This is a genomic window from Pseudomonas sp. UBA7530 (assembly GCF_002479365.1).
In the GTDB taxonomy this organism is placed as follows: domain Bacteria; phylum Pseudomonadota; class Gammaproteobacteria; order Pseudomonadales; family Pseudomonadaceae; genus Aquipseudomonas.
Map to the genome: position 1 here is coordinate 46,874 of NZ_DLMS01000003.1, position 23,577 is coordinate 70,450.

General features: G+C 62.9%; 26 protein-coding genes. 17 read left to right on the plus strand and 9 right to left on the minus strand.

What is annotated here, in order from left to right; genetic code table 11:
* The first annotated feature begins 434 nt into the window (after positions 1-434).
* The 3 genes from B2U07_RS06080 (at position 435) to B2U07_RS06090 (ending at position 2,697) form a co-directional block, all read left to right on the plus strand.
* The gene (locus B2U07_RS06080) at positions 435-947 is read left to right on the plus strand and encodes a hypothetical protein (protein ID WP_209450212.1); all 513 of its coding nucleotides are present in this window, start codon (positions 435-437) and stop codon (positions 945-947) included.
* Between the two features lie 114 nt (positions 948-1,061).
* Complete coding sequence (locus B2U07_RS06085; RefSeq protein ID WP_275545751.1) at positions 1,062-2,000, plus strand: hypothetical protein; 939 nt, start codon at positions 1,062-1,064, stop codon at positions 1,998-2,000.
* Between the two features lie 166 nt (positions 2,001-2,166).
* Positions 2,167-2,697: an REP-associated tyrosine transposase gene (locus B2U07_RS06090; RefSeq protein WP_275545752.1), complete on the plus strand. Its 531-nt coding sequence runs from the start codon at positions 2,167-2,169 to the stop codon at positions 2,695-2,697.
* Between the two features lie 37 nt (positions 2,698-2,734).
* On the opposite strand, the gene B2U07_RS06095 is transcribed toward B2U07_RS06090, so the two are convergent.
* Positions 2,735-2,926 (minus strand): DUF1289 domain-containing protein, encoded by a 192-nt coding sequence (locus B2U07_RS06095; RefSeq protein ID WP_275545753.1) that lies wholly within the window; start codon positions 2,924-2,926, stop codon positions 2,735-2,737.
* Positions 2,910-3,365, minus strand: a complete 456-nt coding sequence (locus B2U07_RS06100) for a hypothetical protein (RefSeq protein ID WP_419096324.1) — start codon at positions 3,363-3,365, stop codon at positions 2,910-2,912. Before B2U07_RS06100 ends, B2U07_RS06095 begins: the two co-directional genes overlap by 17 nt.
* A 123-nt stretch (positions 3,366-3,488) precedes the next feature.
* On the opposite strand from B2U07_RS06100, the gene B2U07_RS06105 reads away from it, so the two are divergent.
* Together B2U07_RS06105 and B2U07_RS06110 are read left to right on the plus strand one after the other, a co-directional pair.
* Positions 3,489-4,673: a GGDEF domain-containing protein gene (locus B2U07_RS06105; RefSeq protein WP_296276357.1), complete on the plus strand. Its 1,185-nt coding sequence runs from the start codon at positions 3,489-3,491 to the stop codon at positions 4,671-4,673.
* A 127-nt stretch (positions 4,674-4,800) separates the two neighbouring features.
* Complete coding sequence (locus B2U07_RS06110) at positions 4,801-5,496, plus strand: GNAT family N-acetyltransferase (protein WP_275545756.1); 696 nt, start codon at positions 4,801-4,803, stop codon at positions 5,494-5,496.
* A 153-nt stretch (positions 5,497-5,649) separates the two neighbouring features.
* On the opposite strand, the gene B2U07_RS06115 is transcribed toward B2U07_RS06110, so the two are convergent.
* Positions 5,650-7,749 carry a TonB-dependent receptor gene (locus tag B2U07_RS06115; RefSeq protein ID WP_275545757.1) on the minus strand — a complete coding sequence of 700 codons (2,100 nt, stop codon included), beginning with the start codon at positions 7,747-7,749 and terminating at the stop codon, positions 5,650-5,652.
* A gap of 538 nt (positions 7,750-8,287) precedes the next feature.
* Between B2U07_RS06115 and B2U07_RS06120 the strand changes: the two genes are divergently transcribed.
* Together B2U07_RS06120 and B2U07_RS06125 are read left to right on the plus strand one after the other, a co-directional pair.
* A complete protein-coding gene (locus tag B2U07_RS06120) occupies positions 8,288-9,145 on the plus strand; it encodes a DMT family transporter (protein WP_275545758.1) in 858 nt (285 codons plus the stop codon).
* 192 nt (positions 9,146-9,337) lie between these two features.
* On the plus strand, positions 9,338-10,726 hold the full coding sequence (locus B2U07_RS06125; protein WP_275545759.1) for an FAD-binding oxidoreductase: 1,389 nt from the start codon (positions 9,338-9,340) through the stop codon (positions 10,724-10,726).
* Positions 10,727-10,886: 160 nt separating this feature from the next.
* Here the strand turns inward: B2U07_RS06125 and B2U07_RS06130 are convergent, their stop codons facing one another.
* The 3 genes from B2U07_RS06130 to gcvA all read right to left on the minus strand — a co-directional run bounded on the left by B2U07_RS06130 (position 10,887) and on the right by gcvA (position 12,382).
* Complete coding sequence (locus tag B2U07_RS06130; RefSeq protein ID WP_275545760.1) at positions 10,887-11,180, minus strand: type II toxin-antitoxin system RelE/ParE family toxin; 294 nt, start codon at positions 11,178-11,180, stop codon at positions 10,887-10,889.
* Complete coding sequence (locus B2U07_RS06135) at positions 11,177-11,401, minus strand: addiction module protein (protein WP_275545761.1); 225 nt, start codon at positions 11,399-11,401, stop codon at positions 11,177-11,179. The genes B2U07_RS06130 and B2U07_RS06135 overlap by 4 nt, the downstream gene beginning before the upstream one ends.
* An 81-nt stretch (positions 11,402-11,482) precedes the next feature.
* Positions 11,483-12,382 carry a transcriptional regulator GcvA gene (gene gcvA, locus B2U07_RS06140; RefSeq protein WP_275545762.1) on the minus strand — a complete coding sequence of 300 codons (900 nt, stop codon included), beginning with the start codon at positions 12,380-12,382 and terminating at the stop codon, positions 11,483-11,485.
* Between the two features lie 119 nt (positions 12,383-12,501).
* On the opposite strand from gcvA, the gene B2U07_RS06145 reads away from it, so the two are divergent.
* The gene (locus B2U07_RS06145; RefSeq protein ID WP_275545763.1) at positions 12,502-13,203 is read left to right on the plus strand and encodes an FMN-dependent NADH-azoreductase; all 702 of its coding nucleotides are present in this window, start codon (positions 12,502-12,504) and stop codon (positions 13,201-13,203) included.
* Positions 13,204-13,245: 42 nt separating this feature from the next.
* Here B2U07_RS06145 and B2U07_RS06150 read toward each other — a convergent pair whose 3' ends face one another.
* Positions 13,246-14,259, minus strand: coding sequence for a sterol desaturase family protein (locus tag B2U07_RS06150; RefSeq protein WP_275545764.1), 1,014 nt, complete (start codon positions 14,257-14,259; stop codon positions 13,246-13,248).
* Positions 14,260-14,368: 109 nt separating this feature from the next.
* A complete protein-coding gene (locus tag B2U07_RS06155; RefSeq protein ID WP_275545765.1) occupies positions 14,369-15,112 on the minus strand; it encodes a class I SAM-dependent DNA methyltransferase in 744 nt (247 codons plus the stop codon).
* Between the two features lie 170 nt (positions 15,113-15,282).
* On the opposite strand from B2U07_RS06155, the gene B2U07_RS06160 reads away from it, so the two are divergent.
* The 6 genes from B2U07_RS06160 to B2U07_RS06185 all read left to right on the plus strand — a co-directional run bounded on the left by B2U07_RS06160 (position 15,283) and on the right by B2U07_RS06185 (position 20,526).
* Positions 15,283-16,593: a methyl-accepting chemotaxis protein gene (locus tag B2U07_RS06160; protein WP_275545766.1), complete on the plus strand. Its 1,311-nt coding sequence runs from the start codon at positions 15,283-15,285 to the stop codon at positions 16,591-16,593.
* Positions 16,594-16,779: 186 nt separating this feature from the next.
* Positions 16,780-17,871, plus strand: coding sequence for an SMP-30/gluconolactonase/LRE family protein (locus tag B2U07_RS06165; protein WP_275545767.1), 1,092 nt, complete (start codon positions 16,780-16,782; stop codon positions 17,869-17,871).
* Positions 17,872-18,061: 190 nt separating this feature from the next.
* A complete protein-coding gene (locus B2U07_RS06170) occupies positions 18,062-18,502 on the plus strand; it encodes a phage infection protein (protein WP_275545768.1) in 441 nt (146 codons plus the stop codon).
* A gap of 210 nt (positions 18,503-18,712) precedes the next feature.
* A complete protein-coding gene (locus B2U07_RS06175; protein ID WP_013716543.1) occupies positions 18,713-19,060 on the plus strand; it encodes a cupin domain-containing protein in 348 nt (115 codons plus the stop codon).
* A 223-nt stretch (positions 19,061-19,283) separates the two neighbouring features.
* Positions 19,284-19,874 (plus strand): SCO family protein, encoded by a 591-nt coding sequence (locus B2U07_RS06180; protein WP_275545769.1) that lies wholly within the window; start codon positions 19,284-19,286, stop codon positions 19,872-19,874.
* On the plus strand, positions 19,864-20,526 hold the full coding sequence (locus B2U07_RS06185) for a cytochrome c oxidase assembly protein (protein WP_275545770.1): 663 nt from the start codon (positions 19,864-19,866) through the stop codon (positions 20,524-20,526). Before B2U07_RS06180 ends, B2U07_RS06185 begins: the two co-directional genes overlap by 11 nt.
* Positions 20,527-20,554: 28 nt before the next feature.
* On the opposite strand, the gene B2U07_RS06190 is transcribed toward B2U07_RS06185, so the two are convergent.
* Positions 20,555-20,824, minus strand: coding sequence for a DUF2798 domain-containing protein (locus tag B2U07_RS06190; RefSeq protein WP_275545771.1), 270 nt, complete (start codon positions 20,822-20,824; stop codon positions 20,555-20,557).
* 102 nt (positions 20,825-20,926) lie between these two features.
* Here B2U07_RS06190 and B2U07_RS06195 point away from each other — a divergent pair, with 102 nt between their 5' ends.
* The 3 genes from B2U07_RS06195 (at position 20,927) to B2U07_RS06205 (ending at position 23,503) form a co-directional block, all read left to right on the plus strand.
* Positions 20,927-21,904 (plus strand): LysR family transcriptional regulator, encoded by a 978-nt coding sequence (locus tag B2U07_RS06195; protein ID WP_275545772.1) that lies wholly within the window; start codon positions 20,927-20,929, stop codon positions 21,902-21,904.
* Between the two features lie 114 nt (positions 21,905-22,018).
* Entirely contained in the window at positions 22,019-22,495 is a 477-nt protein-coding gene (gene eco, locus B2U07_RS06200; RefSeq protein ID WP_275545773.1) for a serine protease inhibitor ecotin, read from the plus strand.
* A gap of 186 nt (positions 22,496-22,681) precedes the next feature.
* On the plus strand, positions 22,682-23,503 hold the full coding sequence (locus tag B2U07_RS06205; protein ID WP_275545774.1) for an HDOD domain-containing protein: 822 nt from the start codon (positions 22,682-22,684) through the stop codon (positions 23,501-23,503).
* The last annotated feature ends 74 nt before the right edge of the window (positions 23,504-23,577 follow it).

Sequence of the window (23,577 nt, forward strand, 5' to 3'; positions counted from 1 at the left end):
AGCCGCAGGCTGGCCCGGAGGGCCAGCGAAGCGAGTCAAGGGGTTGAGCGGCATGGATGCCGCGAGAGCCGCGATGGGCCAGGGATGGCCCTTCGCGGCGTGCCCCTGGAACGACGATGAAGCGAGGGAACCCGACGAAGTCGGGCCGGATGGTAGGGGCAAAAACCTTTTGCTTACTTTTGGCGGGGCCGGCCATCCGGGCGTTTGCCAAAAGTGAGCCGCTGTAAGAGCGGAACCGGTATGAAGGACCTAACATAAGCGGCGGATTCACGCGAACCAAGCGAGCAGCCCGGACAACCGCTGATGGCGGGTAATAAAAGCATCATCCCTACAGATTGCTCCGCCCGCGTTTTGCGGAGCAGACCCAGCAACACCGCAACAGATGCAATACGCTGTCCCAACTCCGCAGCAATAACCCCCAGGAAAAATGACGCATGGAAGTCCGTTTACTGTCCCAGTCGGAGTTCGGCAACGTCCAGTTCTACAGGATCATCACCCTTCTCTTCCTGCTGCTCATGGCCGGCATCACCCTGAAGGGCCTGGCAAACGATGAATTCGCCCTGCTCTCGCCTCTGCCCTGCGTCATGCTGATCATCTTGGGCCGCTTCATCGTGGAATGGCGCCGGATCGCCAAAAGCCAACCTGCCTTCATCCACGCGGACGAACTGGTGCTGTGCAGCGAGGACGGCAACCGCCGGATTCCCCTGGCGAAAATCAGCTCGACCAAGGCCAGCCACAGCCTTTTCATGGTGCGCCGCTACCGCTCCTGGTCGGAGCACGTGGCATTTCTCGAACTGACCCTGAATAGCGGCGAGCGCCTGTACACCCTCGCCGAAAGTGCCGTCTTCGAAATGCCTCCGGCCAAGGACACGGTGAAGGCAATCGAGGCGGCGATCCTCGGCGCCAAGATGAAGGACATCACCCAGCGCCAGCTGGACGTTAGCTAAGGTTGATCGCCCACGCCCCGCAGGGGAATTCCCACGGTCGTGCCCCACTTCCCTTCCCCCGCACAAACCAGGCGCTATCATGCGCGGCCCATTGCTGACCTAGGGAGAGGTCTAATGAACGTCCATCGCATCCTGCTGCTTGGCGCGCTGATACTGCTTGGCGCCTGCAAGGAAGAACGCCTGGTTCTGCACTTCGAGCAACCTGTTGCCAGTGGCTGGGGGCTCGACTCGCAATACCAGCAAGCAATTCTGGATGGCCTGCAAAACGCCGGTATCGACAGCAGCCAGGCGACGCTCGACACACACGACAATGGCAAGGCGGTAGCCGTCTCATTCCCCGAAGACGCGCTGAGCCAGCAACAGCAGACAAGCCTGACCACCTACTTCAACGATCTGCTCAAGGCACGTGCCGAGGCGCAACAGGTGCGTTTGCGCATCAAGCAGCAGGAGCCCGAAGTGGTAAAGGGTGATCCATTTGCCGACACGATCCGGATGCTGCAGGCAAAGGCCAACACGATGCGCCCGCAATTCACCAGCCGCATCGAGTACTTCGACACGCCACGACTGATGTACCAGGAGCGCGAAGCGCCAGGTGTCCGCCTGTACCAGTCCAGCCCGGTGCACTGCCAGGTCACCCTGGGCCTGGAGAAGCCGCTGCCGCAAATCCACTACCAGTTGAACGCCCCCGGCGAGAGTGGCAGCGTCGACATGCTCAACCCGTTTCTGGCGACACAGAGCTTCCGTCTGCCTTCGTCGGTGAGTATCGGCAACAGCGACCTCGATAAGGCCGTTGCCGAAGGCCATTACCGCTACAAGCTGATCACCAGCGCCAATGCCCGTGCCAACCAGGCCGATGAACTGGTGTTCTTCTTCGGTGAACTAGGTTTGATCGACCACAGAGGCGGCCTTACCACCACCGATCTTGGCAAGTTCGAGGCGAACTGCCTGAAGCGGATCATGGCTGCCGGGCGACCATTCACCTTTCATTACGGCAACTCGCTGGATCGACTCGTAGCGGTGGATTATCGCTTCGGCGAAGCGGCCATTGATTGATCGTCGAAGCTGCAGTCGGCTGCCAGCGAGTAGCCCGGACAACCGCTGACGGTGGATGAAAAAAGCGTCATCCACCCTACGGGTCGCCGACATACCGTGTAGGGTGGACAACGCGAAGCTTGTCCACCATGGTTTAGATACAGCCACCGCTCAAGGACGAGCCGCAATGCCCAATTACCGGCGCGCCCGCGTTGCTGGCGCCACCTACTTCTTCACCGTCAACCTGCGCGATCGCACCAGCGATCTGCTGATCCGCGAAATCGACTTGCTGCGCGAGACTGTGCGCGCCACCAAAACCCGTCACCCCTTCCATATCGATGCCTGGGTGGTGCTGCCCGAGCACATGCATTGCCTGTGGACACTCCCGCCTAGCGACGCAGATTTTGCCCTGCGCTGGAAGGTCATCAAGTTCGCTTTCAGCAAACGCCTACCCGCCACCGAAATGCTAAGCGTCAACCAACAGAACAGGCGTGAGCGTGGTATTTGGCAAAGGCGCTACTGGGAACATCTGATCCGTGACGAACGCGATTACCAGCGCCACTTCGATTACATCCACTACAACCCGCTTAAACACGGCCATGTGGCACGGTTGGCGGATTGGCCCTATTCGAGCTTCCATCGGGCAGTGGCGGAAGGTATTTACCCAGCAGATTGGTGTGGTGTGCCGGAGCAGGTCGAGGGTGGTTATGGTGAGTGAGCTACCCGATGGTGGATGAAAAAAAGCGTCATCCACCCTACTGACTTTTACCTTTCTTCTTGGCAATCGCCTTCATCCTTGCTGCGGCCTTCTGCACGGTGGCCATCTTCTCGGGGCGTTTCATGCCCCGCCATTTGCGGATTTCCTCGCGCGTGCGTCCACAGCTGACGCACAGCTCGCCGTTGAGCTGGCACAGCGACACGCAGGGGTTCTCAATGTCCTTGGCCACGCTTGCCCCTTGCCGGTCGTTCGACCGAGAACGCTACGTGGTCGGCGATGCGGGATACGCTGATACCCACCTCGTCGAAAGCCGCCAGGGTCAGCGCCAGCATTCTCGCCTTGTCGGCACTGGCGAGTGCCCGCGCCTTGTTCGCCTCGGTGTCGAACACCCAGGTTACGACAAGGCTCTGCGGAAACTGCTCGTAGTCCACATCATGGGTCAGCCATTGGAAGCCGACGACTTCGCTTTTCGCCGTTTCACAGGCCAGGGTCAGCGCGCGGATCAGCTCGCGCTCGATGCCTGAGTATCTTCGTTTCGGCGATGGCATATGGGTCTTCCGGATCTGTGTTCGATGCCCCGCCATGTTACCCGAGACGCTATAGGCCAGGACGCTGCGATGGCGTTCATGACGCAGAGCGTGGGAACGAGCAAAGCGTCCAATCGCCACTGCAGACACCCGACCGCCAGCGCTGTGAAAATCCGCCCTAACCCTTAAAATCTGCCGCCAAACAGACCGCAGGCGGAATGCCCACCGCTCCCTTCTCATCGATCCGTACAGGCCCTGTAGAACATGGCGTTCGACGCCCCGACCATGCTGACTCTCACCATCGCCCTCGCCGTGGCCGCTGCGCTGTACCTGGCGGTTGAGTGGCGCAACGTGCGGGAGTCGCCCTTGCTGTTCTGGAGTGCGGGCTTCGCGACCATCGCCATCGGCTCGACCCTTGCCCTGTTGCGCGGCAGCGGCCTGATCCTGATTGGCATCTGGTTCGCCAATGGCCTGCTGATCACCGCCCACTGGCTGTTTTTACTGGGTGTGGCCCGCTTCACCGAAGCGCGCTTCTCGCGGGCCTGGTACCTGATTTTCGTCGCCTGGCTGGCGATGCTGCTCCTGCCGGAGGGGCCGCTGTGGTCCAGGGTCATGCTGTTCACCAACTCGATGTTGGTCGCCCTGGTCACCCTCAAGGCCAGCGCCCTGCTGCGTCCTCACGGCAGGTCATTGAGCGTGGGCGCCGTGCAGTTGCGCTATGTGTTGCTGATGCACGGCCTGTTCTATGCGGCCAAGGCAATGACCGCAGTGATTCCCGGCGCGCTGATCGACCTCAACGCCTTTCGTGGCCTGATCATCCAGATTTCGTTGGTGGAAGGTGCCATGGCGCTGATGCTGATTGCCCTGTCGATGACCGGCACCGTGCGTTGGCGCCGCGAAAAACGCATCGAGCGCCTGGCCGCTCGCGATCCGCTGACCGCGCTGTACAACCGCCGCGCGCTGGAGGCGAGAGCCGGCAACCTGCTGAAGGAAACTTCGCCCACCCGCCTTGGCGCACTACTGCTGATCGACATCGACAACTTCAAGCAGGTCAACGATCTCCACGGCCACCTTGCGGGGGATCGTTTGCTGATCGCCCTCGGCGAGATGCTCCGCGCGCTGCTGCCGGAACGTGCGCTGACGGCTCGCCTGGGCGGAGACGAGTTCGTCATCCTGCTGGGCGATGCGTCGAACGAGCGTGTCGTGGCCTTGAGCGATGCGCTGCGCCAACGCTTCAACCCGATGGCAGCGCAAACATTCGACACTCCCGAGGCCGTCACCCTGAGCATCGGCGCCACGCTGTTCGATCGACCACCGGCCAGCCTGGCGGCGTTGATCGAGCAAGGCGACACCGCGCTGTATCAGTCCAAGCGCGGCGGCCGCAACAGCACGCGGGTGGATGACCGGACGGAGGCGAATCGCGGCCGAGCGGATAGAGGCACACCGTAGCGCCGATCTGCTGGCATTCCCGATCAAGGTCGAGATCGGGTTCGCGGCGCCATCGCCTACGAAACGTCATGGACGCAGCCGGCGGGTTACAATCCCCGGCCACGCCCTTGCCCTGCGGAGCCTCCTGATGTTCACCCTTTCTCACCTCAGCAGCCCTCCGCCCGAGTCACTGAAGAGCCAGGTGCAGCAGATGGTGGTGGACTACTTCGCCGACGTCAGCGCGGTACCGCTGCTGCCGAGCAACCCGCTGTATCAGCTTTACCAGTACGTGATCGGCTATGAGCTGCATCTGCACCTGCAGTCCATGAACGGCGACGTCGAAGGCCCCGTGCAGTTGCTACTGGCGCTGGACGATGAAGACCCGGCCCGTGTACTCGGGTTTGCCCTGTACCTGCCCAGCCCGGACGATGCTGCCGCCTGCACCCTCGCCTATATGGCGGTGCACAGCGAGCATCGCGCTCAGGGCATCGGCCGGGCGCTGCTGCAACGCGTGCTGGAGCGACGCCCGCACCTGGAGCTGGCCTGCACGGCAGACAAGGTACCGCTGTTCGAGGCCCTGGGTTTGCAGGTGCTGGCAGCCCAGGGTGCGCAGGTGGTGATGAACAGCCGCGACTATCGCTCCAGCGGCATGTTCGCCGTCGCTGACCTGGCGCCCGTGTTCGCCTCCACGGAGGTCCGGCAAATTCACGCCTACCTGCTCAAGCAGCACGGCCAGCGCGCCATGCAACAGGCGGAAAAGCAGCGCGACCAGCACCTCGACACGCTCGCCCTGCAGGCTCAGCAACTGGTCGACGAGCGCCTGCCTTCACGCGCGCTGCATTGAAGCGATGCCCACGCCAGGCGTGGGGGCTTCACGAAATGCCGAGCGCCGTCACCTGCGGCGGTCAGCCAACTACGCCCATGCACACGCGCGGTTGGCGGACGTTCAACGCCCGCCAACGCTGATAGAGCGTTACGACAGGGGGCTCTCGCCCGATCAGAACGAGTAGCTGGCACTGACCACAAGGTTACGCGGTTCGCCCAGCTGGATCTGCCCGGCGCTGGTGGCAGAGCTGTAGTAGGTACGGTCAGTGATGTTGTTCAGCGCCGCGCGCACATCCCAGTCCTTGTGACGGTAGCCGGCCAGGGCGTCCCAGGTACCATAGCCAGGCAGTACGGTGGTGTTCTGGTTGTCGGCAAAGCGCTCGCCCACCAAGGTCACACCGGTTTCGGCGTACCAGCCCAGCTCAGGCTTCCAGGTGACGAACAGGCTGCCATTGCGCTTGGCAACGTTGCTGACGCGGTTGCCTTCCAGGCCGTTGTTGTCCTTGACGATGCTGGCGTCCTGCAAACCGATGCCGCCGCGCAGGTACCAGTTGCCGACCAGTCGGCCGGTTGCGGTCAGCTCGATACCACGCGAGCGCTGCAGGCCGGTGAGGATGGTCAGGGTCGGGTCGTTCGGGTCGCTGGTACGGCGGTTGTAGAGTTCCAGCTCGTATACGGCTAGGGTGGTGCTCAGGCGCTCGTCCAGCCAGTCGCTCTTGACGCCGACTTCCTTCTGCCGGGTCTGTTCGGGCTCGAGTTCGTTGCCATTGCCCGAGGCGCCCGGGGTGATACCGATCAGACCACCGCCGACCGGGGAGAAGGTCTTGCTCCAGGAGGCGTAGAAGGAGTGATGCTGCAGCGGCGTCCAGACGATACCGGCGCGGGGGCTGAGGCCGTAGCTGTTGCGATCTTCCTTGAGGTTGCGCAGCTTGTTGGTGGTGGCCACCTCGAACTCGTCGTAACGCAAGCCGGCCAACAGTTGCCATTGGTCATTCAGGCGCAGTTGATCCTGCACGTAGATGCCACGGCTTTCGACTTCGGTGTGGTTGTTGCTGGAGAGGGTCATGGCGCCCCGGTGACTCTGGCTGCGATCCGGCTTGTACAGGTCGAGCGCGGGTACGGCCTGGCCGCCCTGATTAACGGCGAGCGCGCTGTAGAGCTTCGGGTCACGACGCTGGCTACCCATTTCCACACCGCTCAGCAGACGATGCTCTAAGCCGAAGGTGTCGACGGTGCCTTCGGCCTCCAGGTTGTTGAACAGGTTGCGGGTGCGCAGGTCCTGCTGCCAACGTTGCCGGGTCACGCGCTGGGTAGCAGCGTTGAAGCCAGTCAGGTAGGTGTTGTCAAAGTCGCTGTCGAGTTTGAAGAGGCTGGCGGTATGACGCAGTTGCCAGTTGTCATTCAATTCGTAGGTGAGCCTGGAGCGCAGTGTTTGCGTGGTGTCGTCGATGAAATCGCGGTCATCGCCATAGGTGGTGTCGCGCTTGACGTCCGCCGGGCGCCCGCCAACGCCGGGGATACCACGATCCGGGGTGCGGTCGAAGCGGCTGTATTCATACTGCACCAGCCAGTTCAGCTCAGGCGTCAGCTGCCAGCTCATGGACGGCGCGAACAGTTGACGATGGCTGGAGACGCCGCCACGGAAGCTGTTGCTGTCTTCATTGCCCATGTTCAGGCGCAGACTGATGGTGTCGGAGGGGTCGGCGCTGAGGTCGGCATACAGGCTGCGCAGGTCTTCGCTGCCGCCCTGTGCCTCGAGCGTGGAGCGACGGCCAGCTTCGGGCGCCTTGCTGATGCGGTTGACGATACCGCCCTGGCTGCCACGCCCATAGAGCACGGCTGCCGGCCCCTTGAGCACTTCGATGCGCTCGATGTTGTGCAGGTCGCGCACATACTGGCTGTCGTCACGCACGCCATCCAGGTAAAAGTCGTTGCTGGCATCGAAGCCACGGATGCGCAGGCTGTCGAAACGGGTATCCGCCCCGCTGCTGACGTTGGGCAGGCCGCTGAGCGCCTTGCCCAGATCATTGGTGCCATAGTTCAGCACGTTGCTCGTCTTCAGTGTATCGATGGCCTGCGGCACGTAACGCACCGGCGTGGCAGTGCGCGTGGCGGTGCTGACCTCCTTGACGCGGGGGTTATCGGCTTCCTCGTCGGCCTCGCCATAGACCACGATCTCAGGCAGGTTGGCCGTCGCGGCGCAAGCAAAGCCGGTTGTCAGTAGAACGGAAAAGCCCAGCGAAATGGAGGTTAGTCGCGAAAGGGAGAACATCTCAGCACGCATCCAGACAAAGGTGATTTATTAACGGGCGCGCATGATAATGTTTTTCATTTGATACATAGAAGTATTTATTCCTTACTTCAAGCCTGCTGAATCTTGAATGGCTCACCTCAGATGAAAGGAAACCAGTAGCAGCCCGCACTACGTGATGAAGAGCTGTCGTGCACGTTGCGAGCGGTCTGCAACGCAGCCGCTTTGCCCGAGAATAAAGGTATGCAGGGCTATTCTGTCCGGTGTCCTGCTCTGCCGCCCTTCTCCAACAGCGAGCCACAGGACCCGCCTCGGCTGTTCAGTAGTTGCAGCCTCACGTAGCAAGAAACCCGCACGCCAGCGCCAACGCTAGATGAAAACAGCCGCGCTCTTCCCCACGACGATAAGGTCGCGAACCGCAGCACTCGCGGCGCTTCTGGGCAGGTCTGCAGCAAAAACCACGTCCACCATCGACACAGCGTCTGGCTGTGCACCATTTCGAGGCAGCCTTCCTCCAGCAGCAACAGGATGCCCACAGCGGCACGTCGAGGACACACGGATGAAAGATTCAGCGCGCGGTTTGCTGCTCGTTACCAGCGGCATCACCCTACTCAGCTTCGATGGTCTGCTGGTGCGCCTGGCGCAGGCCGATGGCTGGAGCATCGTGTTCTGGCGCGGTCTGCTGATGTTCCTGGCGCTCGGCGTGTTCTCGCTGTCAGCCAGAAGCCGTGCCAGCGTCCGTGCGCAACCGCTCCTCAGCGCCTGTTCGGCCCTGCTGCTGGCGTTGATCTCGATCTTCTTCGTGCTGGCGGTGATCCATACCCAGGTCGCCAATGTGGTGGTCATTCTGTGCACCGCGCCGTTGTTCGCCGCGCTGTTCACCCGCTTCTTTCTCGGCGAGCAGGTGGCCCTGCGCACCTGGCTGGCGATCGGCGTGGCGGCATTGGGCATCATGCTGGTATTCGCCGGCGCGTTTAACGCGACCGACCTGGCCGGCAACGGCTACGCGCTGCTGTCATCGGCGGCGGTGGGCGCCAACCTGACGCTACTGCGCCGCCACCCTAAGCTGGAACGCATGCCGCTGATCGCCCTCGGCGGGCTGGCGGCGGCACTGATCGCCTGGCCCAACGCTCAGCCCTTCGCCCTGGGCGCTTCGAGCTATTGGGCGCTGGCCATCATGGGCCTGGTGCAGATGCCGCTGGCGACCTTGCTGATCAACAACGCGACCCGTTATCTGCCCTCTGCCGAAGTCGCGCTGTTCTACCTGCTGGAAAGCGTGCTGGGTACGCTCTGGGTCTGGTACTTCCTGCAGGAGACGCCGGCCAATGCGACGCTCTACGGTGGCGCGCTGGTAATCGCCACCCTGGCGGTGCATGCCGGCATGACGCTTCGCGTACGCCCGGCGCTGCCGGCTTGAATTTGCCCAGCCCTGGCTGACCGGCGCGGCGGATACCAACCGCCAGGTGCCGCCGACATTTCAATTGACACTCGCAGGCGCAGTTGAGGAACAATGCACGGCAGCGCTCGCCTGGCGGCACCTGCATAGCCGCGCGAGCAACAGCCCCAGCAGCAACATCATCCGCTTCACTGCCGCGAACAAGGACGTCCGATGCGCATCCTCCCCCTCCTTATCCTGCTTCTGTGCCAGGCCGCCCATGCCGGGGAAATCGTCAACGACGTCAGCGGCATGAACCCCATCGAGGTCGCGCAGGTGCTGGCGCCTACCGAATTGGAGCAGATCGTCGAGGCGGTGCGCGGGCATGCCGGGCCCATCGCCATTGGCGGCGGTCGCTACAGCATGGGCGGGCAGATCGCTACCGAGCAGGCCCTGCAACTGGACATGCGCCGTTTCAACCAGGTGCTGGAGTTTTCCGCAGAGCGCCGGGAGATTCGTGTGCAGGCCGGCATCACCTGGCGCGAAGTGCTGGAGTACATCGACCCACACGGTCTGTCGCCGCAGATCATGCAGTCCTACGCCAACTTCACCGTAGGCGGCGCGCTCAGCGTCAATGCCCACGGCCGTTACGTCGGCCAGGGGCCGCTGGTGCTCGGCGTGCGTTCGTTGCGTCTGGTGTTGGCCGACGGCCAGGTGGTGGACGCCAGCCCGACGCACAACAGCGAGTTCTTCTACGGTGCCATTGGCGGTTACGGCGGGCTGGGCGTCATCGTCGAAGCCACCCTGCCGCTGGTGGAGAACAGCAAGCTGATGCGTCAGACGCAAGTCATGCCGCTCAGTGACTATGCGCAGTTCTTCGCCAGCCAGGTCATCGACAACCCGGACATGGTGATGCACAACGGCATTCTCTACACCGACGACTACAACAGCGTTCGCGCCGTGTCCTACCTGCGTACGGACGCACCGCTGACCGTGACGGAAGGCCTGGTGCCGCTGGACCGCGACTACAAGGCTATGCGCGCCGCATTGGCAGTAGCCAGCAGCAATGGCGGCGCCAAGGTGCGTGAAAGCCTGGTCGACCCGCTACTGCTCAAACGACCGCAGGTGCAGTGGCGCAACCATGAAGCCAGCCTGGATGTGCGCGAGCTGCAGCCCATTTCCGGCCCCGACTACAGCTACGTGCTGCAGGAGTATTTCGTCCCGCAAGCCCAGTTGGAGCAGTTCGTAGCAGGAATGAAGGAGGTGCTCCAGGAGCACAAGGTCAAGGTCGCCAATATCTCCATCCGCCATGCCAAGGCCGACCCGGGTACGCTGCTGGCCTGGGCTCGCGAAGACACCTTCGCGCTGGTGATCTATTACCGCCAGGGCGTCTCGCCCAGCGAGCGCGATGCCGTCGCCGAATGGACCCGGCAACTGATCGACCTCGCCATCGCCCACCAGGGCAGCTACTACCTGCCGTATCAAATCCACGCCAACCGTGAGCAGTTCCTCGCCGCCTATCCGCGCGCCGAAGCGTTCTTCGCGCTGAAAAAACGCGTCGACCCAAGCAACAAATTCCGCAACAAGCTGTGGGACGCCTACTATCGCAGGCCAGCTCCATAGCGAGTAACCGCCGCAGTAGATGCTGGACGAGACGATCCATCCTGGCTGCCGCTCCCGCGCATCATCAGAAGCACTCGCCACCGCTCTGCCACGGCCAAAGCCCCACGCGCGCATCAACGAAGCCGATGTGATGGGCCGTACCGGTCAGCCAAAGGACGAATCAAAGCCTGCCAAGCCAGTACTGCGGACGCCGACGGTGATGGGCAACGGCCAGAATCTGGAAGCCGTCAGGTTTTGGCCGGTAGATGATCGATAGCGGAAAACGCTGAAGGGGAACGCTGCGAATATCTGGCTCAAGTTCAACCCGCCAGGCCTTGGGCGACTCACCAATCAATGTAGCCAAGGCCTGAAACTCGTTGATCAATACCCCACCCAATCCAGGAACCTTCGATTCGTAATAACCGACTGACTCCAGAAACTCGGCTTCCGCTGCCGGGTGGAAAAAATACTTCATCGAATCAGGGCTCTGGCCTTCTTCATCACCTCGTCACCCGGCACTGCCTGAATCGAGCCGCTATCGAGCTCTTGCGCACGCCTCTGTGCTTCAAGCAACCAGTCTGAACGCAGTTCGTCTTCCGCAGGGGTATCCAGACTCAAGACCAGACGCTGGATCAGCTGTGCCCGCTCCTTCTTGGAAAGATGCAGGGCTTCATCCTCGATCTTCTGCAGATTCATGGCTTCACCTCTCGCTTGTGTACCGGCAAATCTTGGCACGGATGCTTAGCGGGAGCCATGGCTGTGGCCCCTTAACTTTCGTCACACCGAACACATCCCACCCGGCACCGTCAGGATCCATTCCCGCAAGGCCTGGATACTCGGGTCATTGCGCCGACTTTCCGGGTACACCAGAAAGAACGGCTTGCCTTCCAGCTCGGGTCCGAAGGGCTGCACCAATCGCCCTGCCTTCAACTCGTCTTCAATCAGTTGCCGACTCATCAGCGCCACGCCCTGGGCGCCGACGGCGGCCGAGACGGCGTGGGTCTCGTCGGAAAACACCAGCCCGGCGCCGACGTCCAGTCCCTCCACCTGAGCCTGCTTCTGCCAGAAGGCCCAATCCATGGGCGAGGAAATCGCCGCCTGGTTGCGAAAGTGGATCAGCGAATGCCTGGGCAAGTCGGCCACATCGTGCAGTTCCAGCAGCGGGCTGCAGGCGGGCACGAAGGTGTTGTCGAAGAGTTTTTCCGCCACCAGCCCGGGCCAGCGGCCATCGCCGTAGCGAATGGCGATATCGGCGGTGACACCGTCGAGCGCCACCGGTTCGTGCGAGGCATGAATGCGCAGGTCGATGTCCGGGTGGGAATCGCGCAGCAGGCAGACCCAGGACAGCAGCCAGCGCACCGCCACCGCGGGCGTGGTGCTGAGGGTGACGGCATGCCGGCGCGGTGCGGCGCTGAGCCGCTCGACCGCAGCGCCGATGCTGTCGAAGGCGCTTTCCAGCACCTGCTGCAGCTCGCGCCCGGCCATGGTCAGTTCCAGCTGACGAGGCTTGCGGACGAACAGCGCAAGGCCGAGGGATTCCTCCAGCGCACGGATCTGGTGGCTGATCGCCGTGGCAGTGACGGAAAGTTCCTCCGCGGCCTGCTTGGCGCTCTCATGACGAGCCGCCGCCTCGAAGGCGCGCAAGGCGGAAAGCGGCGGTAGTTTGCGCCGGCTCATAGCTGAGTTTTCCTCATCCATTTCAGAAAATATTGATCGTTTGTCGTCTCATACAGGCGAACTTAGCCTGTCCCTGCAGCTTTTCACAGATGAATAGAAATTCAAGCAGGAGACTCACCATGACCAAGATTCTGCATATCGACGCCAGCGCCCGCCCCGGCCTGGCCGGCAAGGACCAGCACGGCTCGCACAGCCGCAACCTCAGCCACCGTTTCATCAGCCAGTGGCAGGCGCGCCGCCCACAGGACGTCGTCACCTACCGCGACATCGGCCAGAACCCGCCGTCGATCATCAGCCATGACTGGATAGCGTCGTCATTCACCCCCGAGCCGAAGCGCGAGGCCTGGATGCGCGACACGCTGGCCGAAAGTGATCGCCTGGTGGACGAATTGATCGCAGCGGATGTGCTGGTGATCGGCACGCCGCTGTACAACTTCGGCATGCCGGCAGCGCTCAAGGCGTGGATCGACCAAGTGGTACGCCCCGGTCGCACCGTGGAGATGGACGAGAGCAACCCGCTCGACCCCTACGTGCCCAAGCTGGCCGACCGACCGCGCCATGTGGTGATTCTTACGGCACGCGGCGGTGTCGGCTTCGATGCCGGTGGCGAGATGGCGCACATGAACCATCTGGAGCCGAATCTGATCACCGCACTCGGTTTCATCGGCCTCACCCGCGTGCACCAGATCGCCATCGAAGGTCAGGAAGTCGGCGGCGAATTGCTCGCAGAGTCAGTCAGGCAGGGGCTGAACAAGGTCGATGCGCTGGTGGCCGAACTGCAACGCTCCGTGCAGGCCGAACGCGTCGCACAGCCGGCGTGACCACGTGAGGGCTTAGCGTGGATGGCCGCGGCGCCGTCTGCGCTAAACCCTTCGGCGCAGGCTTCGCCCTTCGATGCTGTGCAGCGCCTTGCGCGCAGTGTCGATGAACGGCAGCACGATCAGGCTGTACAGGCTCTGGTAGCGATGCGCATCGCGTTCGGCCGTGCCGAAGCTGAGCGGCTCCGGGGTGTCCGTGGTGGTGTAGAGCGTGCCGAACATCCAGTCCCAGATCGACAGATTGGTGCCGAAGTTCTTGTGGAAGTGACGCGGGGCATCGCTGTGGTGGATCTGATGCTGCGCCGGACTGTTGAGCAGGTGTTCCAACCTGGGCCCGAAGGAGAGCCAGATGTGCGTATGGCGCAGATTGGCCGCCAGGCAGTTGAAGATGAACACCAGGTAGGTCACGCCAAACAGCGTGTAGCGACTGATCTCGCCCCCGCACAGGTACCAGAACGTCCCGGAGTAGGCGCCCAGCAGCACCAGCGTAAGCAAGCTGTCGGCGAGTTTTTCCACGACATGCACTCGGCTGGCGGTAAGCGGCACCAGCACGGGTGCGACGTGGTGAACCTTGTGGAACTCCCAAAGCCAGCGTGAGTGGAAGGCGCGGTGCGTCCAGTAGCTGGCGAAATCGTTGATCAGGAACACGCCCAGGCCATAGAGCAGGCTCAGGCCGAGATTTTCACCCAGTTGCGGCCGCGCGCCCCAGAGGTTGGTGAAGAAGGCCATGTAGTCGGCCGAATGCAACACGTAGGGATCAACCAGGCCGATCACCGGAACGATCAGCAGCACGCGCAGCAGAGCGCGGATGAAGTAGTAGCGGTAGTCGAGCAGCGCCGAAGGATGCAGCAGCACCTGGCGCCCACCGATGAACTGCCAGAACGATGCAATGCCGCTGCTCACGCGACGCCGGCGGTAAAGCAGGTAGGCCACGCTGTAGGAAAGCAGGATGAAGACCAGGCCGATACGCCCATTCAGGTCGAAAAGCCCCTGAAACTGCCTGGCCAGAACGGCCAGCAGCTCAGTCAACGGAGTGGCTGCCAGCGACAGCTCTTGCATCACTCCAACCTCCCCAGGCAAAAGTGGCGGAATGATAAGCAAGAATGATGTTTTAGCAAATGAGAATAGTTACCCCCGGCATCTGCCGTGCGGCCCGGCCACTTGCCGTTCAGCGCTTGCTGCAGGCGAATAGCGCATTGCCGGAGTTGCCATCCCACGGGACCAGCCGCTGATAGTCGTGCTCCAGCACCTGCATCTCGAAATACGGCGCCAGCAGGGCCTGCAATTCGGCGAAGCTCACCGCCACCATCGGGTGCTCGTCGTGCCAGATCTCGCTCTGCTCACCCAGGGTGCGCTCGATGCGCAGGCGCAGTGCCTGCTGCTCGCCTTCGCCGCGGTAGTACCAGCCGGAGCTGAAACGAAACTGCCCTTCGGCATGCAAAGCACTATGGGAAACGAACGAGGCGTTGTCGATGCGCTGCTTGTCCACGGCGTTGAAGCAGAACACCCCGCCCGGCGCCAGGGCGGCGTGCACGCTGGCGATGCAGGCCTTGAGCCGTTCGATGCTGGCGCTGTAATGGATGGAGTAGAGAAAGCAGGTGATCAGATCCAGCGGCTCGTCGACCTGGAAGCTGCACATGTCCTGCCGGGAAAAGCGCGCCTCGGGGCAGCGCTGGGCGGCGCGGTCGAGCATCGGCTGGTTGATGTCCAGCCCGCTGCTGGCGTAGCCGGCATTGAGGAAATGGCGCACATGCGGGCCGGTGCCGCAGGCCAGGTCGAGGTGGCGTTTGCCGCCATTGCCGAACAGCTGCTGCAGGCGCTGCACGCAGTGGCTCTGCGCGGCGTAGTCGATGTCCGCGCACATCAGGTCGTAATAGCCCGACAGGTCGGTATAGAGAGCGTTGCCGGACATGATGACCCGCCAGGGGAGCCGAGGGGCGCGCATCATATCCCAAGCGCAGCCGCGCGCCGATAGGGAAAATATCACCGCGCTACTCGCTTTTTTGCACAGGCTACGACCCCGCTAAACTCCTGACGTTTGCAGCCGAAACAATGACGTCAACACTCAGCGAGATGGCCCACATGTTCAATGGACGACTGAAGCAGGAGTTGCAGGCACTGCGTGAGGACCTCTCTTCCGTGGAGCAGGTGCGCGCCAGCCTGGAAGAGGAAATGCTGGTGTTGATCCTCGACCCGCAAGGTCGCATCGAGCGCGCCAACGACAATTTCCTCGGTGAGATGGGCTATACGCCGCAGCGCCTGCAAGGTCAGTCCCTGCTGGCAATGATTCCCGAGCATGTGCGCAGTCTCGACTTCCACCACCGCGTGCGCCAGGCGCTGGAGCGTGGCGAGCACCTTGCCGGGGTGATCCGCCTGCTGCGCGGCAATGGCGAGGAAGCCTGGCTGCGCTCGATCCTGCAGCCGGTGCGTGATAGCGGCGGGCGTATTCGCTACTTTTCCATCCATGCCAGCGACCTGACCCGCACCATCGAGACCTCGCGCGAGCATGAAAACCTGATCAAGGCCTTGCAGCGCTCCACCGCGGTGATCGAATTCAATCTGAACGGTGAAGTGCTGACCGCCAACCAGCGCTTTCTCGATTCCATGGGCTATAGCCTGGCGCAGATCCAGGGCAAGCATCACCGCATATTCTGCGACCCGAGCGAATACAACTCCCTCGAGTACCAACGGTTCTGGGAGCAATTGCGCCGAGGCGAATTCGTCGTCAACCGCTTTCGCCGCCTGGATAGCCACGGCCGCGACGTGTGGCTGGAGGCCTCCTACAACCCCATCACCGACGCCCACGACCAGCTGTACAAGGTGGTCAAGTTCGCCACGGTGATCACCGATCAGGTGCAGCGCGAGGAGGCCGTGGCCCAGGCCGCCGGCATTGCGTTCGAGACCTCCAAGGGCACCGACGAAAGCGCGCGCAACGGCGCCTCGGTGGTACAGCAGATGCTCGACGCCATGACCGAACTGGCCACGCGCATGCAGGAAGCCGCACAAGGTATCGAGGCGCTGGACAAGCAATCCCAGCTCATCGGCTCCATCGTCAAGAACATCAGCAGCATCGCCGACCAGACCAACCTGCTGGCGCTGAACGCGGCCATCGAGGCGGCGCGTGCCGGTGACCAGGGGCGCGGCTTCGCGGTGGTAGCCGATGAGGTTCGGCAGTTGGCCTCCCGAACCAGCGCAGCAACGGTGGAAATCACCTCGGTGGTCAGTCAGAACCAGCAATTGGCCGAGCGCGCGGTAGAGATCATTGACCGCGGCAAGAGCCAGGCCGAGCTGGGCCTCGAACTGTCGGGCCAGGCTGGCCAGGTCATCGAGGAAATCCAGGATGGCGCGCGGCGCGTGGTCAAGGCGGTAGAGATTTTCGCTACGCAGTTGTGATCTCACGATACCGCCGCTTAGTCATCACACAACCTGATCCTCCATGAAACCCTGAATGGCCCGATCCAAAGCCAATTCACGAATATCCTGAACGAGTTGGGTGACAGGGTTTCCAATGTCGTCATACATCGTATAAGTTTCCTGAGTCGCATCCACTATCAACAAGAACAACAAGGAAACCTCCCAATGAATGACGAACAACGCCCCGTCGGCTCACGCCGCCAATTTCTCAAGCAATCGCTGGTCTGCTCCGCTGCCGCCGCCGGCGCTGCCTCTCTGCTGCCGCAACTGGCCAACGCCACGCAACCCCTCGATCTGCGTTACCCGTCCGGCGCGGTGAAGGCGCTGGATGACAGCTTCCTGCAATTACGCCTGTTCAACGCCAGCGTGGAAAAACTTGCCGACGGCATCCGCTGGGCCGAAGGTCCGGTGTGGTTCGGTGACGGTCGCTACCTGCTGGTTAGCGACATTCCCAACAACCGCATCATGCGCTGGGACGAAATCAGCCAGTCGCTGGCCGTCTATCGCCAGCCGTCGAACTATGCCAATGGCCTGGTACGCGACCGCCAGGGCCGGCTGATCGCTTGCGAAGGCTCGACCACCCAGGACGTTGGCCGACGCATCACCCGCACCGAACACGACGGCAGCATCACCGTGCTGGCCGACACCTTCGAGGGCAAACGCTTCAACTCGCCGAACGACCTGGTGGTCAAGCGCGACGGCTCGGTCTGGTTCACCGACCCGCCCTTCCAGACCGGTAACTTCTACGAGGGTTACAAGATCGAGCCGGAGCTGCCCCATGGCGTCTACCGCATCGACGGCGAGACGCAGCAGGTCACCCGTGTGATCGACGATCTGGCCGGCCCCAACGGCCTGTGCTTCTCGCCGGACGAGAAGACCCTGTACATCGTCGAGGGTCGCGCCAAGCCGCATCGCCTGGTATGGGCATATCAGGTGAACGACGACGGCAGCCTCGGTCAACGCCGCAAACACATCGAAGCCACCGACACCGGCGCGCTGGATGGCATCAAGTGCGACGAGTTTGGCAACCTGTGGTGCGGCTGGGGCAGCAACGGCTCGGCCGACAGCGACCCGGAAAAACTCGATGGCGTGCGCGTGTTCAACCCGCAGGGCAAGGCCATCGGCCATATCAGCCTGCCGGAGCGCTGCGCCAACCTGTGCTTTGGCGGCGAGAAAGGCAATCGCCTGTTCATGGCCAGCAGCCATGGCATCTATTCGCTGTTCATCAACGCACGCGGTGCCACCTTCGTCCAGTGACGACTGCGCCACGGCCGATCCGGCCGTGGCCTGCTTCCCCTTCCAGACGGCTTTGAACACTCTATTTCGCGCGTTTCAGCAAGCATCAGCGGCATCGATGTTCACCATCATGCCAATGAAGTTCTCTGAAAAAATCCAATGCGTAACATCTGCTCCAGACCCGACCACAACCCTGCTGGAGCACGACACAATGAAACGCCAACTCATCCTCAGCTTCGCTTTCTCCGTACTGGCAGCCAACGTATTCGCCGCTTCTTCCGCCCAACCCATCGTTGCCGAAGGTGGTTCCGATCGCCTGATCGAGAGCCGCATCGCCGAAGGTGGTTCCGACCGTCTGATCCAGAACCGCGTCGCCGAAGGTGGCTCCGATCGCCTGATTCAGAACCGCATCGCCGAAGGTGGTTCCGACCGTCTGATCGAGAGCCGCATCGCCGAAGGCGGCTCTGATCGCCTGATCGAAAGCCGCATCGCCGAAGGTGGCTCCGATCGCCTAATCCAGAACCGCGTCGCCGAAGGTGGCTCCGATCGTCTGATCCAGAACCGCGTCGCCGAGGGTGGCTCCGATCGCCTGATCCAGAATCGCGTCGCCGAGGGTGGTTCCGATCGCCTGATCCAGAACCGCACTGCCTGATCCACTTCCACCACTGATCGAGAACGTCGTATGACTCGATGGCAAGCGCAGCCCCGCAAGGCCGGCCTGATAAGCCGGCCTTGTTCTTTACGGCCCTGAAGGTCCCGCACGCACAGCGCGAATGAATAGCCCCGTGTCGCGCCCCGGCAACCGACCGCTGCGCCCCCGCTCTATGGTAAAGGCCCTTTCTGACCGACACCGGAGCGCCACATGGCCAACAAACCGATCACCGTACTGCGCGATACCCAGCCGATGCCCGTCGTCGATGCCTGCAAGTGGGAGCGCATCGAAGGTGACCCGCACACCGTCAACCTCAACGCCTACACCTCCGACGATGGCAGCAAGATCATGGGAACCTGGATCTGCACGCCCGGCAAATGGCGCGTGGAGTACGTGAAGTGGGAGTACTGCCACTTCCAAGAAGGCTACTGCATCATCACCCCGGACGGCATGGAGCCGATTCACCTCAAGGCTGGCGATATCTTCGTGGTCGAGCCCGGCATGAAGGGCACCTGGGAAGTGGTCGAGACCGTACGCAAGTACTTCGTTTTCGCCTGATCGCTGCACCTCAGTACGGTGCGCGCCGACATGGCGCCCACCAACTCGTCCGCCATTGAGTACGAGCAATACCGCCCCTCCCAGGCATTCAGCCCTGCCTCATCCGCCAGCATCGAGCTCTTCGAGCCGAGCATGCCCGGCCATCATGCAAACGACAGATATTTCGGGCACCCAATGGCCGATTGCGGGTCTTTAGAGATCGGGATGCATGCGAGAGGGCAGGATGAGGCGATCATTATGGGGCACGGCAATTTGCATCGGCCTGCTGCTGGCGGGGTTGCCGCTGGCCTACAGGTTCTGGCCGGCCGCCGTACCACCGGCGGCACTGGTCGGGGAAGTCGCCGGGGCATTCGAGTTGGTCGATCATCAGGGCCGACTCCTTGACCAGAACAGTTTTGCCGAACGCTGGCTCCTGCTGTCCTTTGGCTTCACCCATTGCCCGGACGTATGCCCGACCACCCTGGCCACGGTCGCCAAGACGCTGGACAAGCTCGGGCCACGCAGCCAACACGTGCAACCCCTGTTCATCACCCTAGACCCGGAACGCGACAGCCCGCAGCTTCTGCAGCGCTATACGGGTTTCTTCGACCCGCGCATTCTCGGCCTGAGCGGTAGCGTCGGGCAGGTCATGCAGGCCGCCGACGCCTATGGGGTATATGTGTCGCGGCGCGAGGGCAGCGGTACCTACCTGCTCGATCACACCACCAGCCTCTACCTGGTGGCTCCTGACGGACGCCTGGTTGAACTGTTCGCACAGAACGTCACGCCCGAGCACCTGGCAAGCAGTATCGGTGACTACCTCGATGCGGACTGAAAGCGCCGAAACATCACCTAACTGGCCCCTGTACCTGGGCCTGCTGGTACTGGCGGTGCTCTGGCTGGGCCCGTTGCCTGCCATGAGCCGCACGGCGTTCTCGCTGCACATGATGCTGCACCTGGGCGTCGTGGCGCTCGCTGCCCCGCTGCTGGCCATCGGCCTTGCGCGCGCCGGGCTGTGCCTCGACCGCTACGCCAGCGCGACCTGGCTGAGCCTGGCCTTCCTCGCCGAGTTGCTGGTGGTATGGGGTTGGCATCTGCCGGCGCTGCATGAAGCCGCCGCGCTGCACACTTCCCTTTTCGTCCTGCAGCAGGTCAGCTTCCTTGCCGTTGGCCTGGCCATCTGGTTACTGGGTTTCGCCAGGCGCTCACAGCAGGGGCTGGTGCTGACGCTGTGCGGCTTTTTCCTGACGTTCGCCCATATGACCATGCTGGGTCTGGTGCTGATCATGGCGCCCCAGCTCATCTATCCTCCCGAGCTTTGCCTGGGCGCTTTCGGCCTGCAGGCCCTGGACGATCAGCGCCTGGGCGGCATGCTGATGGCGGGCTGGAGTGCGGTGGTCTATCTCGGCGCCACGCTGGCGCTGGCAGGTCGCTTGCTCAGGGATGACGAGCCCCTGATCGCCGACGAGCAAGGGCCCGCCCGTTAGTGACGCCTGCAGGCCGCCATCATGTCTTTCACGGCGAGCGTACGGTCAGGCTCACCAGTTTGAGCACGATCGGCCGCACCAGCATCACACAGACGAACGCCACCGGCATCGCCAGGCTGTAGGCGCTCAGCACCGCCTGCACGTAACCCTCGCCGATACCGCGGTTTGCAGCGGTAATTACCAGCGACATGAGCATGGCCATGATGCCCGACATGAAAAAGGCAAAGGCCACGGGCATGGCGCGCGCAGGCAGTTTCCAATTGCGCGTGACGCCTGGCGCGAGTTCGAGATCGGACATATTGGTTTCTCTGGTCGATGAAAGTGCAGCGCACTCTAACGACGAAGGCGATTGCGACGGTAGAGGGCGAAAGGTAAGTTGAGTATCAAGCTCAACTTACGAATGGATGACGCATTGGAAAGCAAAAGCACGGACACCCTGCGCGGCCTGGAGAGCTTCGTGAAGGCCGTGGAGAGCGGCAGCATCGCTGCTGGCGCGCGCCTGCTGGGCATCAGCGCAGCCGCCGCGAGCCAGAACATCGCCCGCCTGGAACAGAGCCTGGGGCTGCGCCTGCTCACCCGCACCACCCGTAGCCTGGCACTGACCGACGCCGGTGCGCTGTACTTCGAGCGCGTGCAAGCGGTGCTTCAGGAGCTGGAGCTGGCCCGCGCCGCCGTCGCCGACCTGCAGGATCAACCGCGTGGCCAGTTGCGCATCGCTGCCAGCGCCGCGTTCGGTCGTCACGTGCTGGCCCCGCTGATTCCCGGCTTCATGGCGCAGCACCCGCGCATCCGCTGCGAACTGCTGACCACCGATGCCGTCGTCGATCACGTCCAGGAGGGCGTGGACCTCAGCATCCATATCGCCCAGCAGTTGCAGGACGGCCTGGTGGCCAGGCGCATCGCCACGGCGCAGACGCGCTTCTGCGCGGCGCCGGAATATTTGGAACGTGCCGGGCGCCCCAGCGAGCCAGAGCAATTGCGCGACCATGACTGCCTGCTGTTTCGCTTCGCTACCGACGGGCGCTTCCTGCGCTGGGGCTTCGTGCGCGAAGGCGTGCATTTCGATGCCCAGGTCAGGGTCGGCATGAGCAGCAACGACATCGATGCCCTCGCCCAGTGCGCCGCGGCAGGCGGGGGTATCACCCGGCTGGCGTCCTTCGTCGCCGATCCCTACCTGGCCCGCGGCGAACTGGTCGAACTGTTCTCCTCGGCCACACCCACCCTCAGCCGGGCCACCAGCGCTCCGCTGGACTATTACCTGTGCGTGCGTGACCGCTACGAGCTGACGCCCAAGGTGCGTCTGTTCATGGATTACCTGCAGCACGCCCTGCCCGCCGATTTGCAGCCTTCCGCCGAGGCGCCCTGGCATGGCACCTGAGGCCGCTTGCAAAGCGCGGGAACCTGGCCTATCGAGAAGGGTCTGTGCTGTTCCGCCGATCCGGCGTCTTCCCAATCACGGATGGCTCAAAAGGCCTTTCAGCAAGGAATAATCATGAACCGACTCAAACTGCCGTTGTTCACCCTCGCCTGCGCGCTGCCGCTGGCGGCCTGCGCCGCCACCCCCGAGTCGCTGAAACCCTACCCTGCAGCCGGCGAAGGCTATAGCCGCCATGTGATCGAGCTGCCGGCGCAAGCCAACGAAGCCGAGTACAGGGTGGAGATCATCGCCGGCAAGACGCTGGAAGTGGACTGCAACCAACACCGCCTGGGCGGCCAGTGGCAGGAAAAGACCGTGGAAGGCTGGGGCTACAGCTATTACGAACTGGGCCAGGTCGGCCCGGCTGTTAGCACGCTGATGGCCTGCCCGGACGGCAGCCGCAAGCAGGCATTCGTACGCGTCGGCGGCGAGCCGCAGTTGGTGCGCTACAACAGCAAGCTGCCGCTGGTGATCTACGCGCCGGACGATATCGAGGTGCGCTATCGCCTGTGGTCGGCTTCCGGCGAGAGCAGTGTGGCGCCGCGTCAGTAACGTCGAGCCCTGCCGCACCGGCCGTGAACGGCCGGTGCTTCGTGGCGCTTGTGCGAGAGCGGGCCGGGCGGTGAAAAAAGCTCTAGCAAGCGGCTGTGAGACTGGATGCGATGGCCGGCGCGACTATGCTCAAAGAGCACCTTCTCACCGAGCGCCAGAGCCGCGCCCGTAGCCACCGGAGCCAACATGGATATCGAAAGTCTCTTTGCCCAACTGCACACCCTGCCCAGCATTCCGAAGGTCGCGCAGGAGCTGATCCAACAGTTCGACAACCCCTCCTCCAGCCTGGAAAGCGTGGCGCGCAACATCGAGCGTGACCCGGTTATCGCCGCCAAGGTATTGCGCCTGGCCAACTCGCCCCGTTTTCGCGGCGCGCGCGAAGCGGTGAGCGTTGAGGACGCCGCCATGCGCCTGGGCTTCAACACCCTGCGTACGCTGGTGCTTGCCTCGGCCATGACGGGCGCGTTCAAGACCGACACCGGCTTCGACCTCAAGGGGTTCTGGATTCGCAGCTTCCGCGTCGCCAGTATCGCCCGCTGCCTGGCCAAGCAGTTAAAGCTGGACACCGACGCGGCCTTCACCTGCGGCATGATGCACAACATTGGCGAGTTGCTGATCCAGACCGGCGCGCCGGATTTCGCCCGGCGCATGAACCGTCACCCGAAACGCGAGGCAGCTGCCCACGCCGCCGAGGAGACCCTGCAACTGGGCTTCGGTTACCCCGAGGTCGGCGCCGAACTGACGCGGCGCTGGCAGTTGCCGGCACTGATCCAGCACGCCATCGCCTATCAGGCGCGTCCAACCCAGTCGCCCGGTGACAGTCGCTATGCGCGCCTGCTGGCCCAGTCGGTGACCGTGGCCGAATGCATCGACTCGCACGGTGTCAACGAGCAGGCCAGACAGAGCCTGGAAGGCCCGTTGTTCGAAGAGGTCGACCTGGACAAGCTGTTCGAGGCGCTGCCGGCGGTGCTGGAGGCGGACAAGGCGTTTGCCGAACTGCTCAGCTGAGCGGCATCACCCGGCCATGCAGCCGCCGGCTGGCGCAGGTATCGAACCCAAGCCGGCCGGCTGCGGCAGAGAGA

What these genes read in the sequence shown, in the direction of transcription:
- B2U07_RS06135 (WP_275545761.1), bottom strand. Translation starts at nt 11,401, where the DNA reads ATGAATCTGCAGAAGATCGAGGATGAAGCCCTGCATCTTTCCAAGAAG.
- B2U07_RS06105 (WP_296276357.1), top strand. Translation starts at nt 3,489, where the DNA reads ATGGCGTTCGACGCCCCGACCATGCTGACTCTCACCATCGCCCTCGCC.
- B2U07_RS06145 (WP_275545763.1), top strand. Translation starts at nt 12,502, where the DNA reads ATGACCAAGATTCTGCATATCGACGCCAGCGCCCGCCCCGGCCTGGCC.
- B2U07_RS06175 (WP_013716543.1), top strand. Translation starts at nt 18,713, where the DNA reads ATGGCCAACAAACCGATCACCGTACTGCGCGATACCCAGCCGATGCCC.
- B2U07_RS06160 (WP_275545766.1), top strand. Translation starts at nt 15,283, where the DNA reads ATGTTCAATGGACGACTGAAGCAGGAGTTGCAGGCACTGCGTGAGGAC.
- B2U07_RS06120 (WP_275545758.1), top strand. Translation starts at nt 8,288, where the DNA reads ATGAAAGATTCAGCGCGCGGTTTGCTGCTCGTTACCAGCGGCATCACC.
- B2U07_RS06170 (WP_275545768.1), top strand. Translation starts at nt 18,062, where the DNA reads ATGAAACGCCAACTCATCCTCAGCTTCGCTTTCTCCGTACTGGCAGCC.
- B2U07_RS06165 (WP_275545767.1), top strand. Translation starts at nt 16,780, where the DNA reads ATGAATGACGAACAACGCCCCGTCGGCTCACGCCGCCAATTTCTCAAG.
- B2U07_RS06195 (WP_275545772.1), top strand. Translation starts at nt 20,927, where the DNA reads ATGGATGACGCATTGGAAAGCAAAAGCACGGACACCCTGCGCGGCCTG.
- B2U07_RS06090 (WP_275545752.1), top strand. Translation starts at nt 2,167, where the DNA reads ATGCCCAATTACCGGCGCGCCCGCGTTGCTGGCGCCACCTACTTCTTC.
- B2U07_RS06085 (WP_275545751.1), top strand. Translation starts at nt 1,062, where the DNA reads ATGAACGTCCATCGCATCCTGCTGCTTGGCGCGCTGATACTGCTTGGC.
- B2U07_RS06185 (WP_275545770.1), top strand. Translation starts at nt 19,864, where the DNA reads ATGCGGACTGAAAGCGCCGAAACATCACCTAACTGGCCCCTGTACCTG.
- B2U07_RS06190 (WP_275545771.1), bottom strand. Translation starts at nt 20,824, where the DNA reads ATGTCCGATCTCGAACTCGCGCCAGGCGTCACGCGCAATTGGAAACTG.
- B2U07_RS06205 (WP_275545774.1), top strand. Translation starts at nt 22,682, where the DNA reads ATGGATATCGAAAGTCTCTTTGCCCAACTGCACACCCTGCCCAGCATT.
- B2U07_RS06080 (WP_209450212.1), top strand. Translation starts at nt 435, where the DNA reads ATGGAAGTCCGTTTACTGTCCCAGTCGGAGTTCGGCAACGTCCAGTTC.
- B2U07_RS06110 (WP_275545756.1), top strand. Translation starts at nt 4,801, where the DNA reads ATGTTCACCCTTTCTCACCTCAGCAGCCCTCCGCCCGAGTCACTGAAG.
- eco (WP_275545773.1), top strand. Translation starts at nt 22,019, where the DNA reads ATGAACCGACTCAAACTGCCGTTGTTCACCCTCGCCTGCGCGCTGCCG.
- B2U07_RS06150 (WP_275545764.1), bottom strand. Translation starts at nt 14,259, where the DNA reads ATGCAAGAGCTGTCGCTGGCAGCCACTCCGTTGACTGAGCTGCTGGCC.
- gcvA (WP_275545762.1), bottom strand. Translation starts at nt 12,382, where the DNA reads ATGAGCCGGCGCAAACTACCGCCGCTTTCCGCCTTGCGCGCCTTCGAG.
- B2U07_RS06180 (WP_275545769.1), top strand. Translation starts at nt 19,284, where the DNA reads ATGAGGCGATCATTATGGGGCACGGCAATTTGCATCGGCCTGCTGCTG.
- B2U07_RS06155 (WP_275545765.1), bottom strand. Translation starts at nt 15,112, where the DNA reads ATGTCCGGCAACGCTCTCTATACCGACCTGTCGGGCTATTACGACCTG.
- B2U07_RS06125 (WP_275545759.1), top strand. Translation starts at nt 9,338, where the DNA reads ATGCGCATCCTCCCCCTCCTTATCCTGCTTCTGTGCCAGGCCGCCCAT.
- B2U07_RS06115 (WP_275545757.1), bottom strand. Translation starts at nt 7,749, where the DNA reads ATGTTCTCCCTTTCGCGACTAACCTCCATTTCGCTGGGCTTTTCCGTT.
- B2U07_RS06130 (WP_275545760.1), bottom strand. Translation starts at nt 11,180, where the DNA reads ATGAAGTATTTTTTCCACCCGGCAGCGGAAGCCGAGTTTCTGGAGTCA.